A 22,570-nucleotide genomic window follows, 5' to 3' on the forward strand; every position below is an offset into this window, starting at 1 on the left:
CCGCCAGGCACGCTGCTGGGCAAAGGAGTCGGTCAGGTCGACGATCGGTCAGGACGGGAAGTACGAGTTGGTGGTGGCGCTGCTGTACGGGGAGTAGTTCCAGTAGTGGTACATCAGGCCGAGCTGGCCCCACTTTGACCGGACGTAGTTGCCGGTGCCGACCCAGATGCCGGAGTGGTCGTCACTGGCGTACGACAGCTTCATGTTGGAGAACCAGATGTACGGCGGGTGCCAGCGGGTGTAGCTGCCATCGAGCCAGTAACGGTCGTCCCCGGGGGTGTTCATCCACCGGTCGTTCGCGCTCGAGGTGCTGTACCAGGCGTACGAGTGGCAGTTGTACTTGCGCGACGCGTTGCGTTCCCGGGTGGCCGATGGATAGTTGGTCGCCACGTAGTTGTTGGCGCTGGTGATCTGGGCGCTGGTCAGCTCGTACGTCATGGTGATCACCGAGACCGCCGAGCCGTTGGGGGTGTAGACGGTGCTGGCGTAGTCCAGCGTCCCGACGCCGTCGCTGACCGGGTGCGCGACGCTGGGGTCGGCCAGGTGTGCCCGTACGGCCGCGACGGTGGTCTCCACCGCGCCCGGCCGCAGTTGCACCCCTTCCCGCAGCAGTTCCGAGCGGGACCAGTCCCAGCCTTCCCGGGTGGCGAGCGCGCGGCCCAGCAGCACCGCCGTCGGCTCCAGGCCGGCCTCGCCGTACGTCTTGGCGTCAGTTTGCTTGGCTCGGTGTACGGCGAGCCCGACGTGCAGCAACTCCGTGGACTGCGCCGTGGTCAGGGTGGCCAGCACCTGCGGCTGGGCGAGGATGGTCTCCAGTTTCCACGCGGCCAGGGCTCGGTCGCCGGCGTCGGCGAGGGACTCGCCGCTACGGGCCGCGACATCCGTGGTCCGGTAGCGCTTGAGCAGTTCCTGGCCGGCGTCGGGGCGGCGGAGCAGTTCCTGCAGTCCGGTGAAGCGGGCGGTGACGGTCTCGAAGCCTTGTTGGACGCTGTTGAAGGCCAGGGCGTCGGGCAGCAACGGGTACGCCAGGACGGCGTCGACGAGCAGCGGGGTCCGCAAGGCGGCGGCGGTCTTGTCCGGCATCTGTACGGCGTCGACCATCTCCTGGTGGCTGCTCAGCGCGCGCCACTGCGCGGTGCCGGGGGTCAGCTGGTAGATGAAGGGTCGGTCGGCGGCCGAAACCGGGGTGCCGGGCGTGAGGGTGGCGACGAGGGCGCCGGTGACCGCGGCGACGAGGGCGCGCCGGGTGAGGCGGGCGGGACGGGACATCCGTGATCCTCTCGAGGAAGAACTGGATCGACACAAGGAACATCATGATCGATGAAGATCGATCTGCGTCGACCCGAGACGTTACCAGGGTCCACGGTTGCGGAATGGTCGCAAGTTCAAGCAGGAGACGGTCAGTGTCAGACATTCATTGGACACCAGACCAGAGGGCGACATGATCGCCCGATGCCGCCCTCCCGTGCCAAACGCCCGCCCCCAGGACCGCGCGGACATCCGCTGGCCGGACAGCGGTGAGGCAGCCGTCGGCTGGCCATTGGCGCTGCGTACCACCAGGACGACCGTGCTGGACCGAATCGCCGACCCCGACCGGACCACCTTCTGACCAAAGCGGGACGCCGCCAAGTCAGACAACTGCCAGGATTGTTTTTCATATTTGCTATTGTCTAAGTAATTTTGCCATGTTAGCGCTTGCATCAGCATCGACACACAACAAAACTGTCAATATCCAGTAAGCCTGAGATCCCCAGTCCCATTCAGGAGGGAACAGTGCGGCTCAGCCACACGACCAGTCGGGCCACCCGGCTGCTCGCCGTCGCCGTCGGCGTAGTCACCGCCGGCGCGCTCGCCCTGCCATCCGCCGGGGCAGCCGCCCCGGTCGTCTACACCGCCAGCGAACTAGCCCAGGTCAGCGACCTGGTGGAAGCCTCCGGCGTCGAAGGGATCGCCTGGCACGTCGACAGCGCCTCCGGTCGCGTCGTGGTGACCGCCGACAGCAGCGTCTCCCGCGCCGAGATCGCCAAGATCCGGCTGGCCGCACGCGGCAAGGCCAGCGCGATCCGGGTCGAGCGTACGTCCGGTGTCTTCACCCGGCTGGTCTCGTCCGGCGACCCGATCTACGGCAGCGGCGGCCGGTGCTCGCTCGGGTTCAACGCCGTGCGCGGCAGCACCTACTACTTCCTCACCGCCGGGCACTGCGGTGAAGTGGTCAGCACCTGGTACAGCAACTCCGCGCAGACCAACCTGATCGGCCCGACCATCGACTACAGCTTCCCCGGTGACGACTACGCGCTGGTCCGCTACGACAACCCGGCGCAGAGCCACCCCGGTGGGTTCAGCGTCGGCGACGCCTTCGTCGGGCAGTCGGTGACCCGCACCGGTTCGACCACCGGCACCCACAGCGGTACGGTCACCGCGCTCAACGCCCGGGTCCGCTACCTGGGCAGCGGGGTCGTCCGCGGTCTGATCCGGACCAACGTCTGCGCCGAGCCGGGCGACTCCGGCGGCCCGCTCTACTCCGGGTCGACCGCGCTGGGCCTCACCTCGGGCGGCAGCGGCAACTGCCGGACCGGCGGCACGACCTTCTACCAGCCGGTGCGCGAGGCGGTCGACGACTACGACGTGACGATCTACTGATCGGCCCGGTTGGCCGTCGCCGCTGATCCCGACCGGCGGCCGCCGCCAGTGGTCGGACTGCGGCCGGGCCGGTCGCCGGAGAGCGTGCTCTCCGGTGGCCGGCCCGGCCGATGTCGGACGGCCAGCAGCACCCGCAGCATCATCGCCGGAGTCGCCAACGACACCGGCCGGGCCAGCAGATGCTGCACCAGCAGCGCCTGCCGGGCCACCACCGGCGACGTGTGACAGGCCCGGGACACCAGGTTCCGGTACCGGTTGACCAGACCGGTACCGACCGGCCGGTGGCCCGTGGTCCGGGGATCGGCGAAGTCGGCTCCGACGGCGGTACGCCACAGTGCGTCGACCGCCCGGCCGGCCCGACGGTAGAAGGCACCGGCCAGCCGTGGCGAGGTCGGCCCGTACCGCCGCAGCGCCCGGTCCAACGCCCGAGCCTGCAGGGCGGCGGAGGTCACACCTTGCGCGTGGATCGGGTTGAGGCTGCAGATCGCGTCGCCCAGGACCAGGAATCCGGCCGGGGTACGGCGCAGCCGTTCCACCTGTCGGCGCTGATCGGTGGCGATCCGGTGGGTCAGCACCGGGCTGAGCGCTTCGGCCTTGGTCAGCACGTCGGCGATGGTGGGTGACGGGAGCTCCCGGGCGAAGGTCTCGAACTCGGCCGGGTCACTCGGCGGCACCTCCCCGTGCCGGGAGCCGATGGTGATCAGCCAGCGGTCGCCTTCCACCGGCACCATGGTGCCGGTCCGGTGGCCGCCGCCCGAGTCGTCGACCACGACCGCGAGGGCACCGTCGAGGTCGTCCGGGCCCCGCCGGACCAGTTGCGACGCGTACGCCGCGTCGACCCGTACCGCCGCGACCTCCGGCGCCGGGAAGCCCAGCTCGGCCAGCTGGTCCAGGAAGCGGGTGTTGCGCCCGGCGCAGGCGACGACCAGGTCGGCCCGGTGCTCGACGCCGTCCACCCGGACCCCGGTGACCCGGGCACTGTCGATGCTGGCGCCGAGCATCCGGGCGCCGGCAGTCCGGCCGGTCGCGACGACCAGGCCGTCGACCGCGGTCCGGTCGACGACGGTGACGTTGTGCCGCTGGCGCAGCAGGCACCGACGGACCGCGTCCTCCAGCAGCGGCCGACTCGCCGACATGGCGAGGAAGCCGAGGTCGGGACGGGCCCGGTAGCCGCCGCCCTGATGCCACACCAGGTCGGCGCCGTGCAGTGGGACGGCACCGGCGGCGGCCAGTTCCCCGGTCAGCCCGGGGAACCAGCCGTCGAGGAGCCGCCGCCCGGCCGCCAGCAGCAGGTGGCCGTGGCGGCCCTGCGGGACGCCCCGGCGTGGCACCGCGTCGTCGGGCAGCCGGTCCCGTTCCAGGACCGTCACCCGATCGACGTGGTCGCTCAGCACCCGGGCGGTGACCAGACCGGCGATCCCCGCCCCGATCACGATCGCGTTGGTGCCGTCGCTGTCGCTCACCCTTGTTTCGCCCTTCCGGGTCGAACCCGCCGACCCGTCGACGGGTCCTACGATCATCGGGCCGCGACCGGACACGGCGCGTGATGGAAATCTGAGGATTCTCTGAGGAAGGGCTGAGCCCCAGGGTTCAGCCCAAACCCCTCAGGGTTCAGCCCAAACCGAAGCGTTCGGCGTGGATCTGGGCGTTCGGCACGCCGATGGCCCGGACGCTGTCGACGACGGCGGTGGTCATCGCCGGCGGCCCGCAGACGAACACCTCGCGTTCGGTGATGTCCGGCACCCGGGCGAGCAGGTTCTCCGGGTCGAACGGCCGGTTCGGCGGCGACCCGGACCCGGTGCGCCCGGTCAGCAGGTGCAGCTGCGCACCCTGCGCGGCGGCCAGCCCCTGCAGTTCGCCGAGGAGCACCGCGTCGGTCTCCTTGGCCGCCCGGTAGAGCACCACCGTCGAACCGCCCGACTCCTCCAGCAGCGCCCGGATCGGGGTGACCCCGACGCCACCGGCGACCAGCAGGGTCTTGTCCAGTTTGCGGTGCAGGTTGGTGAATGCGCCGTACGGCCCCTCGATGAAGACCCGGTTGCCGACCTTCAGGTGCCGTAGCCCGGCGCTGGTCTTGCCGGCGGCCTTCGCGGTCAGCCGCAGGGAACGTCCGTCGGGCGCCGCCGACAGCGAGAACGGGTTCGCCTGCCACCAGCGGTTGTGACCGGGGAACCGCCAGATGCAGAACTGCCCGGCGCGCGACGGCAGCCGGTCCAGATGCCGGCCGGTGACGTACACCGAGGTCACGTTGTCGGCCTCGGGCACCACGGCGGCGACCCGGAACTGGTGGTACGCGTTGCGCCACAGCGGGACGATCGCCCGGTTGACGATCAGCGACCCGATCACCAGTGCCCACAGTGTCCACCAGTAGATGTTGGCCGGGGCCGAGTCGAAGGTGGTGGTCTCCATGAACTGGTGCACCAGGCCGGCCAGCAGGGCGAGGTAGATCAGCACGTGCAGGCTGTGCCAGGCCTCGTACGGCAGGCGGCGTCGGGCGTACCGGATGGAGGCCCCGACCACGACGATCATGATGCCGGCGGCGATCATCCCGAGCAGCGAGGCGGTCACCCCGGCCAGGCTCAGGAACGTCTCGCCGAAGCCCATGTCGTACAGGGTGGCGTAGCCGGCGATCACGAACACCGCGTGCAGCATCACGGTCCAGAACAGACCGAAACCGATCCACCGGTGCCAGGCGGTGAGCCGGTCCATCCCGAGCCGCCGGTCCAGCCAGGGAATCCGGGCCACCAGGGTCAGCTGCAGCATCATGATCATGGCGGCGTGCAGGCCGAAGAACTTGGCGACGGTCAGCACCGGGTGCTTGCCCTGGCCGTACGCGAAGAAGGCCACTTCGAGGATCAACAGGTTGGCAGCCAGCACACCCCACAGGGTCCAGCGCGCCAGGGTCATCGGGGGGATGCCGGTCGGAGGGGTCGGGGTGGGGGTGGCCTCCATCGCGTCTCGCACGCGATTGGGATCGCCGTACAGCCGGCTCACTGCCTTACTCCCTGCTATCAGTTACTATCAATCGAATACCGGGAAGGGTGCCCCGCCGCCGGCGCTGGTGGCAACCGGCGGACGTTCGGGTCCGGTTCGATCATGAAGCAGGCAGACTCCACCACGCTTGGCGGAGATCTGAGGATTCTCTGAGGATCTGCGTGCCGGGGGCACGGGTACCGCTCAGAGCCGACGGTACGGCTCAGAGCAGCTCGTGGCGTACCACGTTCTCCTCCCGGCCGGGACCGACGCCGACCACGCTGACCCGGGCCCGGCACAGCTCCTCGATCCGGGCGATGTAGCGCCGGGCGTTGACCGGCAGCTCCGCCTCGGTGCGGGCCGCGGTGATGTCCTCCCACCAGCCGTCGTGCTCCTCGTAGATCGGCGTGGCGTGGTGGAAGCCGGTCTGGGTCATCGGCATGTCGTCGAACCGCTCGCCGTCGATCTCGTAGCCGACGCAGATCGGCACCTTCGCCAGCCCGGTCAGCACGTCGAGCTTGGTGACGACCAGGTCGGTGATGCCGTTGAGCCGTACGGCGTACCGGCCGACGACCGCGTCGAACCAGCCGCAGCGGCGCTCCCGACCGGTGGTGGTGCCGTACTCGGCACCGATCTTGCGCAGATGGTCACCGGCGGCGTCGAACAGCTCGGTCGGGAACGGCCCGGAGCCGACCCGGGTGGTGTACGCCTTGGTCACCCCGATCACCTTGGTGATCGCGGTCGGCGGGATGCCGGTGCCCACGCAGGCACCGCCCGACGTGGGGTTGGACGAGGTCACGAACGGGTAGGTGCCGTGGTCCATGTCGAGCATGGTGGCCTGCGCGCCCTCCAGCAGCACCGTGTCGCCCCGGTCGAGGGCGTCCCAGAGGATCGCCCGGGTCTCGGCGATGTGCGGACGCAGCCGCTGCGCGTACGCCAGGTACTCCTCGACCACCGCGTCCAGGTCGAGCGCCTTGCGGTTGTAGACCTTGAACAGGATCTGGTTCTTCTCCCGCAGCGCCAGCTCCAGCTTCTTGCGCAGGATGCCGGGGTCGAGCAGGTCCTGCACCCGGATGCCCATCCGGGCCACCTTGTCGCCGTACGCCGGCCCGATGCCGCGCCCGGTGGTGCCGATCCGCGACGATCCGAGGTAGCGCTCGACCACCCTGTCCAGCGCCCGGTGGTGCGGCATGATCAGGTGCGCGTCACCGGAGATCCGCAGCCGGGAGACGTCCACGCCGCGTTCGGCGAGGCCGTCGATCTCGGTCAGCAGGACCTTCGGGTCGACCACCACCCCGTTACCGATGATGATCATCGCGTTCGGGGAGAGCGCACCGGACGGCATCAGGTGCAGGGCGTACTTCTGCCCGTCCGGCGTGATCACGGTGTGCCCGGCGTTGTTGCCGCCGGAGAACCGCACCACGTAGTGGACCCGCTCGCCAAGCAGGTCGGTAACCTTGCCCTTGCCCTCGTCACCCCATTGCGCGCCGAGCAGCACGATCGCTGGCATCTTGTGTAACCCGCCTCCATGGGGCTCGGGTGCCAGGTGGCGACCGCGTGGCAAGCCCGAGGAGTCAGGCTAACAAGGGTCACGAAGCTGGTGGACGTGGCCGCAGAGATCGGCGGAAGGCGGCGACGGTGTACGACGTGGTGCTGCTGACACTCGGCAGCCAGCCGGACGCGGGCTGCGACGGCGGCTGCGGTATCAGCTGTGGCACGGCACTCACCCGGGCGAAGCCCGACTGCGCCGAACCGGTCCGGGTGCCGGTGCTGACCTGCCGGGACGCGCTGGTCGCCGCCGGCGCCCGGGTCGAGACGGTGACGGCGCGGTCGGACCGGGAGATCGACGACGTCCTCGCCCGACTGGACGGCCCGGCCCGGCCGGACGGTCTGACCTGGCCCGACGACGACGGCGAGACCCGGCTGATCGTCGCCACGGCCGCCGACGGGCAGCTGCGGGCGGTGCTGCGCCGGATGGTACGCCGCTACGCGCCGCCGCCGAGCCGGCGACCCGCCGACCTGGCCGACTCCCGGACCCTGCCGGACCTGCCGGCGATCGGGGTGCTGCCACTCGAGCCAGGCGGTTCTGCCGACACCCGGCGGTCCACGGCAACCGGTACCCCGGCAGACGACGCCCCGCCGGCCGACCTGGCCGGCCGGCTCGGCCTGCCCCGGGAGCCGGCCGCGGTCGCCGCCGCGGTCCTCGGCGGCCGGCAGCGGCGGCTGGACCTGCTGCGGACCGACAATGGCTCGGTGACCCTGGACGGCGCGCTGCTGGGCGCCGCCGACGAGCACGATCACCCGCTACCCTGGCGCGGACGGATCGAGGTCGATGACGCCGTGCTGAGCGCGGGCGACGACCCGCTGTTGGCCTGCGTGGTGGCGAACGCCGACGGGTACGCCCGGCTGGCGGAGGTGGAGCTGGTGACCCGGGCGGACCCGGCGGACGGGGTGCTGGAGGTGGCGGTGGCGGTACCGGTGAAAACCAGGTCGTGGTGGCGCGGCGAGCGGGTACGCATCGAAATCCGCCGGGCCCGTGGTCGCGCGACCGCGGTCACCCCGCGCGACGGCGAACTGCCGTTCCTGGACGACGGCGTGGCGGGCGGCTTGACCCGGAAACGCTCCTGGTGGGTGGAACCAGGCGCCTGGGCCGTGTACACATACTGACCTGGTATGCGACGCTAAGTAGCGACTGACCTGCACATCCTCGGGTTGTCCACGGGGGGCGAGGGGGAGGTACGCAGTGCACGACAACACCGATCCGGGGCGGTCGACCGGCACCGACGGAGGTCAGGTGGAGGAGCCGTTCTGGCCGCCGGACGAAGTAGTGGCAACTCCCCGCAGCGATCAGACCATCGCCGTACCGGTCATTCCTGCGGTGACGTCCGGAGCCGAGGTCCGGCCCGGTAACGGCAGGACGGCCGGCAACGGTCGGTTACCCGCCGACCGTGATCCAGAACTGCCGCATTCGCCCGCGTCGCCGTGGGCGCAGCCCCCCAGCAGATCGACCAGCCGCTCGACCGGTGCCGCTGGCACCAGCGGCGATGCTGGTCCGTCCGGCGCTGTGCCGCCCGCTCCCCGGCGGTCACCGGAGCAGCCCGTACCGCTGGCGGAGGCGCCCGCACCGCTCACGGAGCAGCCCGTACCGCCGGCGGAGCAGCCCGTACCGCCGGCGGACGCGGCCACGCCCACGTCGGAGGCTGCCGGCCGGCCGCACCCGACGCCGCCTCGGCCCGGCCCGACCCACCCCCGCCAGCCACATCCCGGTCCCAGCCGGCCCGCCCCACCACCCGGTCAGACGCCGACGCCGCCCCCGCTGCCGCCGACCGGTCCCGGCCGACCGAGCGAGCCTCAGGAAGAGGCGACGGAGCCCATGCCGGGCCAGCCCGCCGACCCGTGGGCCCCGCCGGCCGCCGGCCCGACGGCGACATCGCCTGCTGTGTCGGCGCCCACGGCGACGCCCGGCTGGGACGAGACGCCCGGCTGGGACGACTGGACTCCGACGGACGGCGGGGCCTGGTCACCGCCACCGCCAGCGGCACCGGCGTACCAGCAGGTGAGTCCGGGCGTGACCGAACTGCCCCGACAGCCGTACCAGGAAGCCCCCGGGGTGCACCGGATGCCATCGTCTCCCGGGCCGGACACTCCAGGGCCGGGCTCGCCGGGGCCAGACGCTCCGGTGCCGCCGCCTCGGTCGGCAATGTTCGACTCGGGCTACCCGGTGCCGCCCGGGGTGCTCGGCGCGGTGCAGCAGGGTCCCACCCAACGGGGTCCCGCAGGCCAGGATCCCGGGCAGCAGCCGGCCGCGCCGGCGCACCAGCAGACAGGCCCGCCGGCCAGCGGCAGCCAGCTGCCGGCGGGCTGGACACCCGACTCGTTCGTGCCGACCGCCGAGGAGTTCGCCCTGCGTCGGGCGGCGAAACCGGCCAACCCGGTCGCCACGATGGGGGTCCGGGCCGCGCTCAACCGGACCACGCTGGGCCTGGTCAAGCTGCCACCGGGGCAGCACGAGCAGGAGATCCGGCGGGACGTCGAAATGGTGCGCCGCAACTTCGGTGGGCTGCGCCAGGTCACCGTGGTCAACCCGAAGGGCGGTGCCGGCAAGACCGTCGCCATCCTGATGCTGGCCATGACGTTCGGGCAGAAGCGCGGCGGTTACGTGCTGGCCTGGGACAACAACGAAACCCAGGGCACTCTCGGCATGCGCGCCCAGCAGGACTTCCACTCCCGTACGGTCCGGGACATGCTGCGCGACCTGCGCCTGTTCCAGGGGTCACACGGCCGGGTCGGCGACCTGTCGCAGTACGTGCGGGCGCAGGGCGAAGGCATGTTCGACGTGCTCGCCTCGGACGAGTCGGCCACCGCCGGCGAGATGCTGACCGCCGCCGCGTTCGCCGAGATCCGTGAGGTGGTCAGCCGGTTCTACAAGTTGATCTTCGTGGACACCGGGAACAACGTCCGGGCACAGAACTGGCAGGCGGCGATCGACGCCACCGACCAGCTCGTGGTGACCATGTCGGCCCGCAACGACTCCGCCGAGCCGGCCGCCCGAATGCTCGACCACCTGGAGCAGACCGGCCGGCAGCGGCTGGTCCGCCAAGCGGTCACCGTCATCTCCATGCCGCCGTCCCGCCGGGAGATCGACCTGGCACCGATCCACCGGCACTTCGCCGCCCGCACCCGTACAGTGCTGCTGGCACCGTACGAGCGGATCATCGACAGCGGGGAACCGATCCGGTACGGGCAGTTGTCCGCGACGTTCCGGCAGGCGTGGCTGAAGATCGCCTCGGCGGTGGCCGAAGGGCTCTGAGCCGTCAACTGCTGGCGAGAGCGTCCCCGGCGGCCGGGTCGCAGTCCCGCAGGAACTGCGCGCACCGGGCGGCCTCGTCGCTCTCCCCGATCTCCCCGGCCGCCCGGGACAGCAGGTGCAGGCAGGCCAGGAAACCCTGGTTCGGCCGGTGCGACCAGGGCACCGGGCCGTGCCCCTTCCAGCCGCTGCGACGCAGCTGGTCCAGGCCCCGGTGGTAGCCGGTGCGGGCGTAGGCGTACGCGGCGACGACCTCCCCCTTGGTGAACGCACGCTGGGCGAGCACCGCCCAGGCCCGACTGTAGGTGGGGTGGCGTCCGGCGGCAGCGGCGTACGCCTCCTCGGTGTCCACCTGGGCAGCCTCGGCAAGAGCCGCCTCGGCCTGCTCGTCGCCGGGCAGCGTGGTGGCCGGCGGTTCGGGCAACAGGTTCTGCATTTTGCCCATTCAACCTGTATTCGCAGCGACATGGTGTCTGAACGGATGAGTCCTTCGTCACGCGTGCGGCGGGTGTGCCGATGCCGGTACTCGACTAGAAATAGAGGTCCGGAGCCTCCCCAGGAACCGGTTTGGGAAGCCCGGTGGCCTCGTGCCACCGGGCTTCGCTGCACGACCGCAGGCTTCGCCGTACCACCGGGCTTCGCTGCGCCATGCCACGCCGGTTGCGGCGGTACGGAAAAATGGCCGGATGCCCACGCCACCTCCCGCAGCGCTGTCCGGCGACTACGACTCCACCCCGCACGAGGTGGAGTCCCGCGCCGAGCTCGACCATCATCTGCGCGCCGGCAGCCTGGCCGGGCTGACCGTGCAGGGACTGCAGTTCGACGTACCGCCGGTGCCCGACCTGACCGACATCGACCTCACCGACACGTTGTTCCTGGGCTGTTCGTTCCCGTCGGCGGCGGCGGAAGCGGAGCTGGTGCGCCGGGGCGCGCACGTGGTCCCGCCGTTCGCCGGGCTGCCGTACCCGAGTCACCCGCCCCGGCTGTACACCCCGGCCGACCTGGCCGCCGGGTTCGCCGAGCACGGCGCCGACGGGATGTACGACAACCTGGTCTACCGGCATTTCCGCCGGCACGGCGGCGCCCAGCCGCAGATCCGCGAGGCGCTGGCCCAGCGGCTGCACGACCACGGCATCGACAACGCGCTCACCGACGCCACCCGGACCTGGATCGACCGGTACGGGCCGGCCTCGGTGATCGGGGTGATGGGCGGGCACGCGGTGCCGCGCGGCACCTCCGCGTACCGGCTGGCTGCCACGCTCGGCTGGGAGCTGGCCCGGGCCGGCCGGCTGGTGGTCACCGGCGGCGGACCGGGCGTGATGGAGGCGGCGAACCTCGGCGCGTACCTGAGCAGCCGCGACGCCGAGGAGCTGACCGACGCCATCGACCTGCTGGCCGGCGCGCCGGACTACGCCGACCAGCAGCCGTACACCGCCGCCGCGCTGGCCGTCCGCGACCGGTACCCGGTCGACGCGGCGGTGACCGACGACGCCGGCTCCGGCTGGGCGCGGGCCGGCGGGCTCGCCGTCCCCACCTGGCTGTACGGGCACGAGCCGGCTAACCTGTTCGCCGGCCGGATCGCCAAGTACTTCTGCAACGCGGTCCGGGAGGACACCATCCTGCGGCTGGCCCGGGGCGGGATCGTGTTCGCGCCGGGCCGCGCCGGCACCGTGCAGGAGGTCTTCCAGGCGGCCACGAAGACGTTCTACGGCACCGACGGGGCCAGCGGCCCGTACGTCTTCCTGGACCGCGCCTTCTGGACCCAGACCCTGCCGGTCGAGGCGATGCTGGCGCCGCTGCTGGCGCTGTCCCCGGCCGGCGACCTGTCCCCGCTGATCCGGCTCACCGACGACGTGCACGAGGCGGTCGCGCTGCTCACCGCCGACGCGCTGCCGCCGGTCGTACCGCACCAGGTCACCCGGTCGAGCTGACCGTCGGCTCAGGGTACGACGTCGGCGACGAGGCAGGCGACGTTGTCCGGGGCGCCTGCCCGGTACGCCAGGTCGATCACCGCGCGTACTGTCTCGGCCGGGTCGAGCCCGGCGCCGACGGCGGCGACGAGGTCGTCGTCGGGCACTACCGCCCAGACCCCGTCGGAGCAGAGCAGATACCGGTCGTACGCGACGAGCCGATGCGTCGCGTACGCCGGTTTCGCCGTCCCGGTGCCGTCCAGCGCCTGGGTGAGCAGCGCCCGCCGCCGGTGTGCCAGCGCCAGCGCCGGGTCGAGCCGGCCGGCGTCCACCAGCGCCTGCACGTAGCTGTCGTCGCGGGTCAACCGGGGCCGTATCCGGCACATCCTGCGGCGCGGTGTCGAGCTGCGCGAGCGCCTTGATCACCGCTGCACTCGCCTCGGACCCGCCCGGCCCGGCGGCACCGTCGGCGACCGCGAGCAGTCGGCGTCCGGCGTACGCCCGGTCCTCGTTACTGGTCCGCACCCGGCCGATGTCGGTACGGGCCGCACTGCGCAGATCGAAGCCTGCCGGTCGGTCTGAGCTTGCCGGTCGGTCGGTCATCGTCGCTCCCCTCGTCTGGAGTTCCGCGACGAGGCTGGTCACGAGTTGTTCCCTGGCCGCCGTCTCGGCCTGGGTGGCCGACCACCAGCGGGCGATCTCCCCGGCGACCGCCACCGGGTCGTCCGGCCAGTGCACGCAGACCTGCCGAACACGGCGCAGCGGCATCCCGCCATGCCGCAACCGGGCCAGCTCCAACTGCTCCGGCCGGTAGTACCGGTAGCCGGACTCCGGGTCGACGGCCGCCGGCCGGAGCAGCCCCGTGTCGGCGTAGATCCGCAACGCCTTGACCGTCAGCCCGGCGGCGCGGGCGAACGCGCCGATGGTGAGCAGCCGCATCGTGCCCTCCTCGTGCCGGCCGTTGTCGACCGGCAAGGGTCATGCTGTGGTCGGCCCCAAGGTCCGGGTCAAGCCCGGTGTCAGCCGAGCGAGTAGACCATCGACATCGCCCGCCGGTGCGGCGATGCTGGGCGGATGCAGATCGCGGTGCTGTCCGACATCCACGGCGTACTTCCGGCGCTGGAGGCGGTGCTCGCGGAACCCGACGTCCGCTCGGCCGACCAGATCGTGCTCACCGGTGACCTGGCTGCCGGACCGCAGCCGGTCGAGACCCTCGACGCTCTCGACGCCCTCGGTGAGCGAGCCGTGTGGGTACGTGGCAACGCCGACCGCGAACTGGTCACCGCACGGCAGGGTGGAATGCAGACCATCCCTGACCCTGTGGCACCGTGGGCCGCCGCCGAGCTGCGTCCCGAACAGGTCGACCGGCTCGCGACGCTGCCGCTGACGGTCACCCTCGATCTGCCGGTACGCGGACTGACTCTGTTCTGTCACGCCACTCCCCGCGACGACGAGGAGGTGGTCCTGGTGGACAGCCGACCAGCCCGCTGGGCCGAGGTGTTCGCTGGGCTGGGCGACACGATGCGCACGATCGTTTGCGGGCACACTCACATGCCGTTCGTCCGGCTGGTCGATCGCCGTACGGTGGTCAACCCGGGCAGCATCGGCATGCCGTACGGCGGTCCGGGCGCGTTCTGGGCGCTGCTGGACGCCGCCGGTGGGGTGACCCTGCGGCGGACCAGCTTCGACGTCGATGCCGCCTGTGCCCGGGTGGTTGCCGAGTCGGGCTACCCGGACGCTGCGGCCTGGGCCGACTACTACCTGCGATCGAAAGCGTCGGACCTGGAGGCTCTGCGAGTGTTCGGGCCCCGCGACGGACGCCGGGATGGCTAGCGCTCGCGGGATGGCTAGCGCTAGTCGGTGCCGGCGGCGACGGGGTCAAGCGACGGGGCGGCGGCGCCAGGCGACGATCGGCAGCTCGACGTCGGGCTCGGCGGACAGGCCGTTCTCGTCGAGGGCGTTCTGGACCGCCAACCGGGCCCCGTCGAAGAGGAACTCGACGGCGTGCAGCACGTGCGGACGCCAGTGCGACGGCATGATCCGCTCGATCACGTTGACCGCCCGCAGCGGCCGGCCCCGCGCCGGCAGGGGTGCCGGGTGCCGGTCGCTGTGCCAGTCCAGCCGCAGGCCGGGCAGGTCCAGCGGCATGGACATGTCGACCTGGTTCCAGGTGATCGCGCACTCGTCGAACTTGCGGTGGGTGACCTCGACGTTGACGTCACCGAAGCCGAGGATGACCGGACCGTTGGCGTACCAGGTGTCCAGGTCGAGGTCCCACATCAGCCAGGTGTCGACCAGCGGACGTCCGATGATGCGGGAGAACCGGGCCCGGTGGGCGGCGGCGAGCGTCGCGGCGTCGTGACACCACTGTGGCTCGTACCCATCGATGCCGAGCACGACCGACCTCCGCAGCGGACCACTCTGAATCGGTAGATCCTACCGGTGTAGTTCGTCCGGCAGCGACGCGCGGCCGGCCCCGGGGTACGGGACCGGCCGCGCGGCGAGTGGTTCGGTGGGTGTTACTTGGCCAGCGTGGTGCCGGTGGAGCGCAGGTGCTCGCAGGCGTCGACGACCCGCTTGGCCATCCCGGCCTCGGCCGCCTTGCCCCAGGCCCGGGGGTCGTACGACTTCTTGTCGCCGACCTCGCCGTCGATCTTCAGCACCCCGTCGTACTTGGTGAACATGTGGGTGACGACCGGGCGGGTGAAGGCGTACTGGGTGTCGGTGTCGATGTTCATCTTCACCACGCCGTAGTCCAGCGCGGCCCGGATCTCCTCCAGCAGCGAGCCGGAGCCGCCGTGGAAGACCAGGCTGAGCGGCTTCTCCTTGCCGTACTTGGCGCCGACCGCGTCCTGGATCTCCTTGAGGATCTCCGGCCGCAGCTTGACGTTGCCCGGCTTGTAGACGCCGTGCACGTTGCCGAAGGTGAGCGCCGCCATGTAGCGGCCCTTCTCGCCGAGGCCGAGCGCCTCGACCATGGCCAGCCCGTCCTCGACGGTGGTGTACAGCTTCTCGTCGATGGCGCCGACGACACCGTCCTCCTCGCCGCCGACGACGCCGACCTCGATCTCGAGCACGACCTTGGCGGCGGCGGCCTCGGCCAGCAGCTCGGTGGCGATCTCCAGGTTCTCCTTCAGCGGTACGGCGGAGCCGTCCCACATGTGCGACTGGAACAGCGGCGAGCCGCCGGCGGCGACCCGCTCCTTGGAGGCGGCCAGCAGCGGACGGACGAAGCCGTCGAGCTTGCCCTTCGGGCAGTGGTCGGTGTGCAGCGCGATGTTGACCGGGTACTTCTTGGCCACCTCCTCGGCGAAGGCGGCGAAGGCCAGCGAGCCGCTGACCATGTCCTTGACGGTCGGGCCGGAGAGGTACTCGGCACCACCGGTGGAGACCTGGATGATGCCGTCGCTCTCCGCCTCGGCGAAGCCCTGCAGCGCGGCGTTGAGGGTCTGCGAGGACGTGACGTTGATGGCGGGGTACGCGAACGCGCCGGCCTTGGCGCGGTCAAGCATCTCGGCGTAGACCTCGGGAGAGGCGATGGGCATCTCGAACGCTCCTTTGTACCGGTTCGGCCCGTCGACGGGCCGGATTCCATGCTCAGCTCACTGCGCTGGACCGCGCTGTCCTCCGCTAGGCAGTATCCCGCAGCGGCACCGCCCCGGCGACATCGGCCCTGTCTGTGGGCACGGTCAGCGACGGTCGTACTTGTCGGGGATGACCAGGCTGATCAGCCAGCCGACGACGGCCATCACGATCGCTCCCCAGAATGCCGGCCAGAACCCGTCGATGACGAACGGCAGGTCCAGTTGCTGCGCCAGCCAGTCGGTCAGCAGGAAGAGCAGGGCGTTGACGACCAGGGCGAACAGACCGAGGGTGAGGAGATAGAAGACACAGCCGACAACCTTGATGACCGGTTTGAGGACCGCGTTGACCAGTCCGAAGATCAGCGCCACGATGACCAGGGTCAGCGCGTTGCTGGTCGCGGTGTCACCGGTGACGTCGATGCCGGACACGATCAGCGTGGTGATCCACAGGGCGACCGCATTGACCGCGAGCCTGATCAGGAATCCCATACCGCCATCCTGCCATCCGGAGTAAACCACCGCGCCACGAAAGGGGACAAGCTTCCTGTCTTGGACAGAGGTCAGCGGGCACCCCGGTTGACCCGTACCGTGGTGGAAGCACCTGCACGGACGGACGGAGGGCGACATGACCTACCCGGACGAGGACATCGCCCCAGGGGACCACCTCGCTCCCGAGGAACGTGACCCGGAGGCACCCGCCGACGACGCGGTCGAGCAGTCGGTCGTGGCCAACCCGGTCGAGCAGCAGCCCGAGGTACACCGCGGTCTGGAGGTCGACGACTGGGACGCGGTCGAGCAGTCCCGCATCGTCGACCTCGATGACGACGACGGCTACCGCTGACGACGGCGCGACGGCCACCGGGCAACCGCGATAACCGGTGTCGACCGGTGGCGGCCGGCTGGCACCATCACCCGGGTGCTGATGACCGTGACGACGACCCACCGGCCCGCCACCGACCTCGGCTACCTGCTGGTCAAACATCCGGACCGGATGCAGTCGTTCGACGTACCCACCGGCACCGCGCACGTGTTCTACCCGGAGGCCACCGAGCAGCGCTGCACCGCCGCGCTGCTGCTCGACGTCGACCCGGCACGCCTCGCCGCCGGCGGCCCACGCCGTGGCCGGCGCACGGCCGCGATGCCGGAGAGCTTCACCCTCGGCCAGTACGTCAACGACCGGCCGTACGCCGCGTCCAGCCTGCTCGCCGCCGCCCTCGCCAAGGTGTTCCGGTCCGCGCTGCGCGGGGAGAGCCGGGACCGCCCCGAGCTGCCCGGCACCGCCCTGCCGTTGACCATCCGGGTGCCGGTGCTGCGCTGCCGGGGCGGCGCCGCCCTCGCCGAGCGCCTGTTCACCCCGCTCGGCTGGACGGTGACCGCCCGGCCCATCCCACTGGACGAGCGCTACCCGCAATGGGGGGACAGCCGCTACGTCGACCTCACCCTGACCGGCACGCTGCGGGTCGCCGACGCGCTCAACCACCTGTACGTGCTGCTGCCGGTGCTCGATGACGCCAAGCACTACTGGATCGCCCCGGACGAGTTGGACAAGCTGATCCGGGCCGGGGAGGGCTGGCTGGCCGGGCACCCGGAACGCCGGTTGATCACCCGGCGCTACCTGGCCCACCGCCGGGTGCTCGCCCGGCGCGCCGAGGACCGGCTCGCCGAGGCTCGGGCCGCCGAGCTGCGGCTCGCCGACGCCGACCCGGGTGCCGACGAGGACGCGTGGCTGCCGGCGGCGGTCCGGCCGCGACCGCTGGCCGCGACCCGCCGGGCCGCTGTGCTCACCGCGCTGGCCGAGGCCGGTGCCACCCGGGTGCTCGACCTGGGCTGCGGCGGCGGTGCGCTGCTGACCGAACTGCTCGCCCAGCCCCGGTTCACCGAGATCGTCGGCACCGACGTGTCGGCCCGGGCGCTGGAGCTGGCCGCCCGGCGGCTGCGACTGGACCGGCTCCCGGTGCGCCAGCAGCAGCGGATCCGGCTGTGGCAGTCGGCGCTGACCTATCGCGACGACCGGCTGCGCGGCTACGACGCCGCCGTACTGATGGAAGTTGTCGAGCATCTCGACCCGCCCCGGCTGCCGGCCATGGCCGAAGCGGTCTTCGGCCACGCCCGCCCCGGCACCGTGCTGGTGACCACCCCGAACGTGGAGTACAACGTGCGCTACGAAGGCCTCGCCGCGGGCGCGCTGCGGCACCCGGACCACCGGTTCGAGTGGACCCGCGCCGAGTTCGCCGACTGGGCCGGCCGGGTCGCCGCGGCGTACGGCTACCGGGTCGGGTTCCGGCCGGTCGGCCAGGTCGATCCGGACGTGGGGCCACCGACCCAACTGGCGGTCTTCACCCGCGACGACGCCGGCCCGGACAGCACCGGCCCGAACGGCGCGGGCGCCGGGGGTGCCCGGTGACCGTACTGGAGATCCCCGAACTCGCCCTGATCGCCCTGGTCGGTGTCTCCGGCTCCGGCAAGTCGACCTTCGCCCGCCGGCACTTCGCCGCCACCCAGGTGCTCTCCTCGGACACCTTCCGGGCGATGGTCGCCGACGACGAGAACGACCAGTCGGCGTCGGCGGACGCCTTCGACGCGCTGCACTACGTCGCCGGCAAGCGGCTGCGCGCCAGCCGGCTCACCGTGGTCGACGCCACCAACCTGCAGGAGCACGCCCGGGCCGGGCTCGTCGCCGTCGCCCGGGAACACGACGTACTGCCGGTCGCGGTGGTGCTCGACGTGCCCGAGCAGACCTGCTGGGAACGGACCCAGGGCCGGGCCGACCGCACCTTCGGCCGGCACGTGATCACCCGGATGCAGCGTGACCTGCGCCGCTCGGTCGGCCGGCTGGCCCGGGAAGGCTTTCGGCACGTGTTCGTGCTGCGCGGCACCGACGAGATCGACGCCGCCGAGATCCGGCTGACCCGGCTGTACAACGACCGGCGGGAGCTCACCGGGCCGTTCGACATCATCGGTGACGTGCACGGCTGCCGCGCCGAACTGGAGGCGCTGCTGACGAAGCTGGGTTGGGCGCTCGACCGCGACGACGCCGGCCGACCGATCGGCGCCCGGCACCCGCAGGGGCGTACCGCGGTCTTCGTCGGTGATCTGGTCGACCGCGGCCCGGACTCGCCCGGGGTGCTGCGCCTGGTGATGGGGATGGTGCGGGCCGGCACCGCGCTCTGCGTGCCCGGCAACCACGAGCAGAAGCTGCTACGCAAACTGCGGGGCCGCCAGGTGACCGTGGCGCACGGGCTGGCCGAGACCCTGGAGCAGCTGGCCGCCGAACCGGCCGGGTTCACCGACGAGGTCGTCAGGTTCATCGACGGCCTGGTCAGCCACTACCGGCTCGACGGGGGCGCGCTGGTGGTGGCGCACGCCGGGCTCAAGGCCGAATACCAGGGCCGGGCTTCCGGCCGGGTGCGCAGCTTCGCGCTGTACGGGGAGACGACCGGCGAGACCGACGAGTACGGCCTGCCGGTGCGCTACCCGTGGGCGCGCGACTACCGGGGCGCCGCCACCGTGGTCTACGGGCACACCCCGACACCCCGCCCGGAGTGGGTGAACAACACCATCTGCGTCGACACCGGTTGCGTCTTCGGCGGCCAGCTGACCGCGCTGCGCTACCCGTCGCGGGAGCTCGTCTCGGTACCGGCCGACCGCGAGTACTACCCGCCGATGCGGCCGCTGACGGCCGAGCCGGGTGCCGCCGACATCGGCGGGCCGGTCACCGACCGCCCCGACGACGTGCTGGACCTGCGTGACGTCACCGGCCGCCGGCACATCGACTACGGCTACGGGACCACGACGGTCCCGGCCGAGAACGCGGCCGCCGCGTTGGAGGTGATGAGTCGTTTCGCGGTGGATCCCCGGTGGCTGGTCTGGCTACCGCCGACCATGGCTCCCTGCTCGACGTCGACCCGGGACGGCTTCCTTGAGCATCCTGCGGAGGCGTTCGCGGACTACCGGGCCGCCGGTGTCGACCGGGTGGTCTGCCAGGAAAAGCACATGGGATCCCGGGCGGTGGTGCTGGTCTGCCGCGACCCGGCGGGCGACCCGCTGTTCGGCCACGGCGGCGGGGTGGTCCACACCCGCACCGGGCGGCCGTTCTTCACCTCCGGTGAGCGGACCGACGCGTTGCTGTCCCGGATCCGGACTGCGGCCGAAGCCGCCGGGCTGTGGCAGCGGCTGGCCACCGGCTCCGGGTCGGCCGGTTGGCTGCTGCTCGACTGCGAGCTGCTGCCCTGGTCGGCGAAGGCGCTCGGGCTGATCCGCGACCAGTACGCCAGCGTCGCCGCCGCCGGCCGGGCCGCGCTGCCCGCCGCGTTGGACCTGCTCGACGCCGCCGCCGGTCGGGGCCTGCCGGTCGGGCAGCTGCGTGAGCGGCTGGCCCGCCGGGCCGGCGACGTCGCCCGGTACGCCGGCGCCTACCGGGCGTACGTCGGTGACCCGGAGGCGGTGACGCTGGCACCGTTCGCGGTGCTGGCCGGCGACGGCCGCTCGTACGCCGACCGGGACCACGGCTGGCACCTGGAGTGCGCGGACGCGCTGGTGACGGCCGATCCGCAGCTGTTCACCACCACCCGACGGCGGGTGGTCGACCTGGCCGACGACGCGGCGGTGGCCGACGCCACCGACTGGTGGTCGGAGCTGACGGCGGCCGGCGGTGAGGGCATGGTGGTCAAGCCGTACGCCGGACTGACCGCCCGCAGCGGCACCGGCCGGCTGCTGCAGCCCGGCGTCAAATGCCGGGGCCGGGAGTATCTGCGGATCATCTACGGTCCGGAGTACACCGAACCGGAGCGGCTGGCCGAGCTGCGCCGCCGGTCGTTGGGCCGCAAGCGGTCGATGGCGTTGCGCGAGCACGGTCTCGGTCTCGCGGCGCTGGATCTGCTGGCCGCCGGCGCACCGCTGTGGCGCCGACACGAGTTGGTCTTCGCGGTGCTCGCCTGCGAGTCCGAACCGGTCGACCCCCGACTGTGAACACTGGCCCGGTATGGTTCTGCAAATGTCAGTGCGCGAACGTGTCGGCCATGTGTTCCGGGGGGCGGCGATCGGGGTGGCAGAGGCCGTCCCGGGAGTCAGCGGTGGGACCATCGCCCTGGTCACCGGCGTGTACGAGCGGCTCATCGCCTCGGCCGGGCACCTGATCAGCGCGGTCCGGTACGCGGTCACCGACGTGCCCCGTAGGCAGGGCTGGGCACGCAGCCGGGAGCAGTTCCGGCAGGTGCACTGGGGAGTGATCATCCCGCTGGCGCTGGGCATGCTGCCCGGTCTGCTGCTCGCCGCCCGGCTGCTGGAGCCGATGCTGGAGGAGCACCCGGAGCAGACCCGAGGGTTGTTCTTCGGCCTGGTGCTGGCCTCGGTGCTGGTGCCGGTTTCGATGATCGGCCGGCCGTGGCGCGGCCGGGACGTGTTCGCGGTGGTCGCCGCCGGGGTCGCGGCGTTCGTGCTGACCGGTCTGCCGTCGGCCAGCATCGACCCGAACCCGGTGGTGGTGCTGCTGGCCGCGGCGGTCGCGGTCTGCGCGCTGGTGCTGCCGGGCGTGTCCGGGTCGTTCCTGCTGCTGACCGTCGGGCTCTACGAGCCGACCATCGAGGCGGTCAACGACCGCGACGTCGGCTACCTGGCGGTCTTCGCCGTCGGCATGCTCGTCGGGTTGACGCTGTTCGTGAAGCTGCTGCAGTACCTGTTGGAGCACCACCGGCGGGTGACCCTGGCGGTGATGACCGGAGTGATTGTCGGCAGCCTGCGGGCGCTGTGGCCGTGGCAGACCGAGGAGCGCGGGCTGCTCGCCCCTGGCAGCAACGTGCTGTCGGTGGTGTTGCTGCTGGTGCTGGGGGTCGCCATCGTCACCGCGATGGTGGTTCTGGAGCAGCGTCGGCTGCGCCGCGCGGCGGTAGATGTCACCCAGGAGGAGTCGCCGCAGCTGCCGACCCACCACTGAGCCCGGCCGGCCGGGCCGGGTGTGGCCGATGCCGTGCCAGGGGTTCAGACGGTGCCGTGCTCCGCGTCCGGCAACTGGTCGAGGTAGTCGGCCGGCAGCGGCGTCAGCTCGTCGAGCCGACCGACGGCCAGTGCCCGGTAGGTGAGCCGGGCGGCCTCTTCCAGGTTGACCGCCCGTTTGTGGGCGAGCTCCACCGATCCGGCCAGTACGGAGCAGCCGTGCCGGGACAGGATCAGGCAGTTGGTGCCGTCAGCGGCCGCGTCGGCGGCGGCTCGGGCGAGTCGCTGTCCGCCGGGCGGCGCGAACGGCACGGTGACGACGCGCCGCAGGTAGAAGGCGTGGTCGGTGGTGACCAGCCGGATCGGTACGCCGAGCGCGTCCAGCAGCAGCATGCTCTGCGGGTGCAGGTGCACGATGGCGCGGACGTCGGGGCGGGCACGGTAGACCGCCAGGTGCAGCGCCAGCTCACTGGTCGGCCGGACCTGCGGTTCGTCGGGCAGGGTGCAGCCGTCCGCGATCCGCACCCGGGCGAACGATGCCGGGCCGAGCCGGTCCAGCCAGGTGCCGGACGCCGTTACCCAGCATTCATCGCCGCCCGGCAGGCGGGCGGAAAGGTTGCCACCGGAGCCCACGACGAGACCGGCGCGCACCACGTCGGACCCGACGTGGGCGAGCTGGTCCCGCAGATCGCCAGCGATGTACGTCACGCGGCGACCTCCGTAAA

Annotated in this window: 18 protein-coding genes and 2 pseudogenes; 10 read left to right on the forward strand and 10 right to left on the reverse strand. The window is 71.8% G+C overall.

The window, feature by feature from the left end; all coding sequences use genetic code 11:
* Positions 1-48: 48 nt before the first annotated feature.
* Positions 49-1,269 carry a hypothetical protein gene (locus O7621_RS04680; RefSeq protein ID WP_282232897.1) on the reverse strand — a complete coding sequence of 407 codons (1,221 nt, stop codon included), beginning with the start codon at positions 1,267-1,269 and terminating at the stop codon, positions 49-51.
* Positions 1,270-1,465: 196 nt separating this feature from the next.
* Between O7621_RS04680 and O7621_RS04685 the strand changes: the two genes are divergently transcribed.
* Both O7621_RS04685 and O7621_RS04690 read left to right on the forward strand, forming a co-directional pair.
* On the forward strand, positions 1,466-1,609 hold the full coding sequence (locus O7621_RS04685; RefSeq protein ID WP_282232898.1) for a hypothetical protein: 144 nt from the start codon (positions 1,466-1,468) through the stop codon (positions 1,607-1,609).
* Positions 1,610-1,773: 164 nt separating this feature from the next.
* Positions 1,774-2,640 carry a S1 family peptidase gene (locus tag O7621_RS04690; protein WP_282232899.1) on the forward strand — a complete coding sequence of 289 codons (867 nt, stop codon included), beginning with the start codon at positions 1,774-1,776 and terminating at the stop codon, positions 2,638-2,640.
* On the opposite strand, the gene O7621_RS04695 is transcribed toward O7621_RS04690, so the two are convergent.
* From O7621_RS04695 to O7621_RS04705, 3 genes are all read right to left on the reverse strand, one after another.
* Positions 2,634-4,103, reverse strand: coding sequence for an FAD-dependent oxidoreductase (locus tag O7621_RS04695; protein WP_282232900.1), 1,470 nt, complete (start codon positions 4,101-4,103; stop codon positions 2,634-2,636). The genes O7621_RS04690 and O7621_RS04695 overlap by 7 nt on opposite strands.
* 148 nt (positions 4,104-4,251) lie before the next feature.
* Entirely contained in the window at positions 4,252-5,604 is a 1,353-nt protein-coding gene (locus O7621_RS04700; protein ID WP_282232901.1) for a ferredoxin reductase family protein, read from the reverse strand.
* A gap of 232 nt (positions 5,605-5,836) precedes the next feature.
* Positions 5,837-7,123: an adenylosuccinate synthase gene (locus O7621_RS04705; protein ID WP_281552466.1), complete on the reverse strand. Its 1,287-nt coding sequence runs from the start codon at positions 7,121-7,123 to the stop codon at positions 5,837-5,839.
* Positions 7,124-7,251: 128 nt separating this feature from the next.
* On the opposite strand from O7621_RS04705, the gene O7621_RS04710 reads away from it, so the two are divergent.
* Together O7621_RS04710 and O7621_RS04715 are read left to right on the forward strand one after the other, a co-directional pair.
* A complete protein-coding gene (locus O7621_RS04710; RefSeq protein ID WP_282232902.1) occupies positions 7,252-8,280 on the forward strand; it encodes a hypothetical protein in 1,029 nt (342 codons plus the stop codon).
* A gap of 1,186 nt (positions 8,281-9,466) precedes the next feature.
* Positions 9,467-10,423, forward strand: a pseudogene (locus O7621_RS04715) (chromosome partitioning protein); the annotation flags it as partial.
* 4 nt (positions 10,424-10,427) lie between these two features.
* On the opposite strand, the gene O7621_RS04720 reads toward O7621_RS04715, so the two are convergent.
* Complete coding sequence (locus tag O7621_RS04720; protein ID WP_282232903.1) at positions 10,428-10,856, reverse strand: DUF3151 domain-containing protein; 429 nt, start codon at positions 10,854-10,856, stop codon at positions 10,428-10,430.
* A gap of 250 nt (positions 10,857-11,106) precedes the next feature.
* Here O7621_RS04720 and O7621_RS04725 point away from each other — a divergent pair, with 250 nt between their 5' ends.
* The gene (locus O7621_RS04725) at positions 11,107-12,351 is read left to right on the forward strand and encodes a hypothetical protein (RefSeq protein WP_282232904.1); all 1,245 of its coding nucleotides are present in this window, start codon (positions 11,107-11,109) and stop codon (positions 12,349-12,351) included.
* An 8-nt stretch (positions 12,352-12,359) separates the two neighbouring features.
* Here O7621_RS04725 and O7621_RS04730 read toward each other — a convergent pair.
* A pseudogene (locus tag O7621_RS04730) lies at positions 12,360-13,269 on the reverse strand (MerR family transcriptional regulator).
* A gap of 135 nt (positions 13,270-13,404) precedes the next feature.
* Between O7621_RS04730 and O7621_RS04735 the strand changes: the two are divergent.
* A complete protein-coding gene (locus O7621_RS04735; protein ID WP_282232905.1) occupies positions 13,405-14,163 on the forward strand; it encodes a metallophosphoesterase family protein in 759 nt (252 codons plus the stop codon).
* Between the two features lie 45 nt (positions 14,164-14,208).
* Here the strand turns inward: O7621_RS04735 and O7621_RS04740 are convergent, their stop codons facing one another.
* The 3 genes from O7621_RS04740 to O7621_RS04750 all read right to left on the reverse strand — a co-directional run bounded on the left by O7621_RS04740 (position 14,209) and on the right by O7621_RS04750 (position 16,403).
* Complete coding sequence (locus O7621_RS04740) at positions 14,209-14,727, reverse strand: hypothetical protein (protein ID WP_278172659.1); 519 nt, start codon at positions 14,725-14,727, stop codon at positions 14,209-14,211.
* A gap of 122 nt (positions 14,728-14,849) precedes the next feature.
* The gene (fbaA, locus tag O7621_RS04745; protein ID WP_282232906.1) at positions 14,850-15,875 is read right to left on the reverse strand and encodes a class II fructose-bisphosphate aldolase; all 1,026 of its coding nucleotides are present in this window, start codon (positions 15,873-15,875) and stop codon (positions 14,850-14,852) included.
* 144 nt (positions 15,876-16,019) lie between these two features.
* The gene (locus tag O7621_RS04750) at positions 16,020-16,403 is read right to left on the reverse strand and encodes a phage holin family protein (RefSeq protein WP_282232907.1); all 384 of its coding nucleotides are present in this window, start codon (positions 16,401-16,403) and stop codon (positions 16,020-16,022) included.
* A 136-nt stretch (positions 16,404-16,539) separates the two neighbouring features.
* On the opposite strand from O7621_RS04750, the gene O7621_RS04755 reads away from it, so the two are divergent.
* From O7621_RS04755 to O7621_RS04770, 4 genes are all read left to right on the forward strand, one after another.
* Positions 16,540-16,755 (forward strand): hypothetical protein, encoded by a 216-nt coding sequence (locus O7621_RS04755; RefSeq protein ID WP_123606506.1) that lies wholly within the window; start codon positions 16,540-16,542, stop codon positions 16,753-16,755.
* A 75-nt stretch (positions 16,756-16,830) separates the two neighbouring features.
* Positions 16,831-18,318, forward strand: coding sequence for a 3' terminal RNA ribose 2'-O-methyltransferase Hen1 (locus tag O7621_RS04760; protein WP_282232908.1), 1,488 nt, complete (start codon positions 16,831-16,833; stop codon positions 18,316-18,318).
* Positions 18,315-20,882, forward strand: coding sequence for a polynucleotide kinase-phosphatase (locus O7621_RS04765; RefSeq protein ID WP_282232909.1), 2,568 nt, complete (start codon positions 18,315-18,317; stop codon positions 20,880-20,882). The genes O7621_RS04760 and O7621_RS04765 overlap by 4 nt, the downstream gene beginning before the upstream one ends.
* A 25-nt stretch (positions 20,883-20,907) precedes the next feature.
* On the forward strand, positions 20,908-21,846 hold the full coding sequence (locus O7621_RS04770) for a DUF368 domain-containing protein (protein WP_282232910.1): 939 nt from the start codon (positions 20,908-20,910) through the stop codon (positions 21,844-21,846).
* Positions 21,847-21,890: 44 nt separating this feature from the next.
* On the opposite strand, the gene O7621_RS04775 is transcribed toward O7621_RS04770, so the two are convergent.
* Positions 21,891-22,553, reverse strand: a complete 663-nt coding sequence (locus O7621_RS04775) for a class II aldolase/adducin family protein (RefSeq protein ID WP_282232911.1) — start codon at positions 22,551-22,553, stop codon at positions 21,891-21,893.
* Between the last annotated feature and the right edge of the window lie 17 nt (positions 22,554-22,570).

This window comes from Solwaraspora sp. WMMD937 (assembly GCF_029581175.1).
Taxonomy (GTDB): Bacteria; Actinomycetota; Actinomycetes; order Mycobacteriales; family Micromonosporaceae; genus Micromonospora_E.